Here is a 4,309-nt window from a genome sequence, read left to right on the forward strand (position 1 = left end):
CGCGCCGCCGCCCAGGGCGGCCGGCCGACCGGTGACGCGCCGACCGCGTACATCCCGAAGGTGGGCGCGTCCACCGCGGCGGGCACCGGCCCGTCGGCCCCAATCTCCCCGGCCGGCCCCGGCCGCGCCGCCGACCCCGGGGCCACCGCCCTGATCCCGGCCGTCCCCGGGCGTACGCCGACCACCACGCCCGCCCTCGACGCCACCGCGCTGATGGGCGCGGTGCCGCGTACCCCGCAGACGGACCAGCCGGGCGGCGACACCGAGGGCCTCCCCGCCGAGCAGCCTCGCCCGCGGCGGGGTGAGCGGGTGGTGCAGTTGCGCCCGCACCAGACCGGCGAGGGTTACAAGAGCGTCTACTCGGAGCTGACCCGGCCGACGCTGGTCTCCCGGCTGCGTACCGGGATCCGGGTCAGCGGCGAGGTGCTGATCACCTTCGGTCTGGTGGTGCTGCTCTTCGCCGGTTACGAGGTGTGGGGCAAGTCGGCGATCGTCGACGCCCACCAGAACGACCTCAGCCAGCAGCTGGCGCAGGAGTGGGGCCCGAGCGGCGATCCGACGGTCGCGCCGTCGGCCAGCGCGTCGGCCAAGCCGAAGCCGCCCGTGCAGGGCAAGCCGATCGCCGGGCTGCACATCCCCAAGCTGGACAAGAACTGGGTGGTGGTCGAGGGCGTCACGCAGAAGGACATCCGCTTCGCCCCGGGCCACTACCCGAAGAGCGCTCTGCCGGGCGAGTTGGGCAACTTCTCCGTTGCCGGGCACCGCAACAAGGCGACGTTCTGGCGGCTCGACGAGCTCAACGACGGCGACGCGATCGTGGTCGAGGGCCAGAACGACTGGTACGTCTACCGGGTCACCGAGAGCCGGATCGTCAAGCCCACTCAGGTCGAGGTGGTGGCGCCGGTCCCGGGCAAGCCCGGCGAGAAGGCCACCAGGCGGATGCTCACCCTGACCACCTGCAACCCGAAGTTCGACAACTACCAGCGCCTGATCATCCACGCGGAGCTGGACCGCAAGCAGCCGAAGTCGGCGGGCCGCCCGGCGGAGCTGGGAGGCTAGGCGATGTACGGCTGGATTTGGCGCAAGCTCCCGTTCGGGCTGCCCGGCAAGCTCACCGGCAGCCTGCTGATCGCCGGTGCGATGGTGGCCCTGCTGTGGTTCGTGGTCTTCCCGTGGGCGGAGCCCCTGCTGCCCTTCGACGACGTGCAGGTCACCCAGGACTCCGGCGTGCCCGGTGACCCCGGCGGCGACGTGGTGCCCGGCGACGGGAACGCCCCGGCGGGCGACGAGCACGACCTGCCGTACGACACCGACCAGAACAACACCCCGCCCCCCTCACCGGAGAATTGAGTCGATGCGCGTCCTGGTGATCGACAACTACGACTCGTTCGTCTTCAACCTGGTGCAGTACCTCGGCCAACTCGGCGTGGAGTGCGACGTCCGGCGCAACGACGAGATCGACGTCGCCGAGGTCGGGAAGGTAGGCGCCGCCGGCGTCCTGCTCTCCCCGGGCCCCGGCAGCCCCGACCGCGCCGGCATCTGCCTCGACGTCATCCGCCGGTACGCCGGCGAGCTGCCGATCTTCGGCGTCTGCCTGGGTCACCAGGCGATCGGCGAGGCGTTCGGCGGCACCGTGACCCGCGCCCCGGAGCTGCTGCACGGCAAGACCTCCGAGGTCCGGCACCACTCCGTCGGGGTGCTCGCCGGCCTGCCCGACCCGTTCACCGCGACCCGCTACCACTCGCTGGCCGTGCTGCCCGAGACGCTTCCCGACGAGCTGGAGGTCACCGGCTGGACCGGTTCCGGGGTGGTGATGGCGATGCGCCACCGGACGCTGCCGATCGAGGGCGTCCAGTTCCACCCGGAGTCGGTGCTGACCGAGGGCGGTCACCTGATGCTGGCGAACTGGCTGGCCGCCTGCGGTCACCCGGAGGCGCTGGAGCGGGCCCCGGAGCTCGCCGCCGAGGTGGACGCCCGCCGCCGCGCCGCCTTCGCCACCGCCTGAGCCGCACCACCCTCATCGCCGCCCGGACAGCACCGGGCAGACGTCAGGTCAATCGACGGGCCGGGATCGGCCGGCGCGGTGACGGCCGCGCCGGCCGGGGCGTCACTGCTCGGGGAGCCGGATCGGCGGGCTGCTCGGCAGCGGGAAGCCGCCGCCGCCGCCGGGCGTCGACGGCGTGGTCGAGGGCGTCGGCGAGGGGCTGGTCCCGGTCGGGTCGGGCTCGACCTTGGGAACGGTGACCACGATCGTCACCGTCTTGCCCTTCGCGAGGCTGGCGCCGGCTCGGGGGCTCTGGGAAACAACCCGGCCGGCCTCGCTCGCCGGCACTTCCCGGCCCTGGTCGACGTTGACCTTGTAGCCGGCGTCCACCAACTCCTCCCGGGCCTGGTCCTCGGTGGAGTTGACCACGTTCGGCACCTCGTCGACATTGCCCCTGGAGACGGTCAGGGTGACCTCGGCGCCGTCCGCCACCCGACTGCCCTCGTTCGGTGACACGCCGAGGACGATGCCCTCCTTCTCCCCGCTGTCCTTCTCGGTTTTCTTGACCGTGAAGCCCTCGGCCTCCAGCCGCCGCTTCGCGCTGTCGAAGGTGGAGCCTTCGAGACCGCTCGGGATCAGCTTCGTGGCCGGGCCGCCGCAGACCTGCACGACCACTTGCCCGTTCGGCTCCACGAAGGCGTTGGCGGCGGGCGTCTGCTCGACCACCTGGCCCTTCGTGCAGGTGGCGTTGAAGACCTGTTCACCCGACTGGGGCACCAGGTTGGCCTGCTCGATCCGGGCGAACGCCTCCGGCTGGGTCAGGCCGGTCACCTGCGGCACGGCGACCCGATTGTCGTCCGGGCGCTGGTTGAGCAGGGCGGCGGCCAGCGCGATCACCGCGAGCACACCGACCGCGGCGAACGTGGCGATCAGCCAGGACGACGCCTTGCGCCGCCGGGGATCGCCGACCCGCGCGGGAATCTGCCGGGTCTGCGGCCCACCGGCGGCCGGGTAGCCCGCCCCGCCGGCGGCCGGCGCCAGCTGCGTCGTCTCCTCCTGGGGCATGACCGGGGTGGCCAGCACCGGGCGACCGGCGGCCGCGCGGAGCAGGTCGGCGCGCATCTCGCCGGCGCTCTGGTAGCGGTTGAGCGGGTTCTTCGACAGCGCCTTCAGCACGATCGCGTCGACCGCCGGGGTGACGTCCGGGTTGATGTCGCTCGGCGTCGGCGGGGCCTCCCGCACGTGCTGGTACGCGACGCTGACCGGGCTGTCGCCGACGAACGGCGGGTGCCCGCAGACCAGCTCGAAGAGCACGCACCCGCCGGCGTAGACGTCGGAGCGGGCGTCGACGGCCTCGCCCCGCGCCTGCTCCGGAGAGAGGTACTGCGCGGTGCCGATCACCGCGCTGGTCTGCGTCATCGTGGTGGCGCCGCTGGCCAGCGCCCGGGCGATGCCGAAGTCCATCACCTTGACCTGGCCGGTCTGGGTGAGCATCACGTTGCCGGGCTTGATGTCCCGGTGGATGATGCCGTGCCGGTGGCTGAACTCCAGGGCCGCGCACATGTCGGCGCAGATCTCCAGCGCCCGGCGGGGCTGGAGCCGCCCCTCGGCGCCGAGCACCTCCTTGAGGGTCCGCCCGTTGACGAACTCCATCACGATGAACGGCAGCGTCTCGCCGGTCGGCGCGGTCTCCTCGCCGGTGTCGTAGACGGCGACGATCGCCGGGTGGTTGAGGGAGGCGGCGTTCTGCGCCTCGCGGCGGAACCGCATCTGGAAGGTGGCGTCCCGGGCGAGGTCGGTCCGGAGCATCTTGATCGCGACGTCCCGACCGAGCCGGAGGTCACGACCGCGGTGCACCTCGGCCATGCCGCCGTAGCCGAGCAGCTCGCCGACCTGGTACCTGCCACCGAGCAGGCGGGCCTGCGCTGTCATCGCGTCTGTCGTCCTTCGCTCGTCGTCTCGTCGCCGCCCGGCCGGGGCAGTTCCTGTCGACGGTACGACGTCCCGGCGGGATAGTCGCGTCCGTCATGCCGCAGCGCGCCGGACGTCACCGTCCGCGGGGCGGGCGAACCGGGTTCACCGGACAGCGCACGCTCCCGCAGGTTGTAGGAAATCACGCCGGAGCAGAGAAGGACCAGTGCGGCCAGGAGGATGGCGAGGAACACCGTCCCCGACCGGGACCGCCGTGGAGCCGGTCGCGGCGCCGGCGGCGGGGCCTGGCCCGCGTACGACGTCGGACGGTCCTGGCGGACCGCAGCGGACGGCACCGGCGCAGCGCCACGCGGATAGCCGGGCGGGGACGCCGGCGGGCGGGGTGCCGCCGCG

The 4,309-nt window shown here is 73.0% G+C and carries 4 protein-coding genes and 1 pseudogene; 3 read left to right on the forward strand and 2 right to left on the reverse strand.

Annotation, left to right across the window (positions count from 1 at the left end):
- The 3 genes from NCC78_RS28290 to NCC78_RS28300 form a co-directional block, all read left to right on the forward strand.
- Positions 1-1,059 (forward strand): class E sortase (locus NCC78_RS28290; protein WP_250798325.1); only part of this gene is annotated, 1,059 nt, incomplete at its 5' end.
- Positions 1,060-1,062: 3 nt separating this feature from the next.
- Positions 1,063-1,350 carry a hypothetical protein gene (locus NCC78_RS28295; protein WP_250798326.1) on the forward strand — a complete coding sequence of 96 codons (288 nt, stop codon included), beginning with the start codon at positions 1,063-1,065 and terminating at the stop codon, positions 1,348-1,350.
- Between the two features lie 4 nt (positions 1,351-1,354).
- Complete coding sequence (locus tag NCC78_RS28300) at positions 1,355-2,005, forward strand: aminodeoxychorismate/anthranilate synthase component II (protein ID WP_250798328.1); 651 nt, start codon at positions 1,355-1,357, stop codon at positions 2,003-2,005.
- A gap of 102 nt (positions 2,006-2,107) precedes the next feature.
- On the opposite strand, the gene pknB is transcribed toward NCC78_RS28300, so the two are convergent.
- A complete protein-coding gene (pknB, locus tag NCC78_RS28305; protein ID WP_250798331.1) occupies positions 2,108-3,916 on the reverse strand; it encodes a Stk1 family PASTA domain-containing Ser/Thr kinase in 1,809 nt (602 codons plus the stop codon).
- Positions 3,913-4,309: pseudogene (locus NCC78_RS28310) on the reverse strand (serine/threonine protein kinase); the annotation flags it as partial. The gene pknB and the pseudogene NCC78_RS28310, both read right to left, overlap by 4 nt.

Origin of the sequence: Micromonospora phytophila (assembly GCF_023656545.1) — a bacterium.
Taxonomy (GTDB): domain Bacteria; phylum Actinomycetota; class Actinomycetes; order Mycobacteriales; family Micromonosporaceae; genus Micromonospora; species Micromonospora phytophila.

Excerpts from the sequence above, each read along its gene's own strand:
- NCC78_RS28300 (WP_250798328.1), top strand. The coding sequence starts at position 1,355 with ATGCGCGTCCTGGTGATCGACAACTACGACTCGTTCGTCTTCAACCTG.
- NCC78_RS28295 (WP_250798326.1), top strand. The coding sequence starts at position 1,063 with ATGTACGGCTGGATTTGGCGCAAGCTCCCGTTCGGGCTGCCCGGCAAG.
- pknB (WP_250798331.1), bottom strand. The coding sequence starts at position 3,916 with ATGACAGCGCAGGCCCGCCTGCTCGGTGGCAGGTACCAGGTCGGCGAG.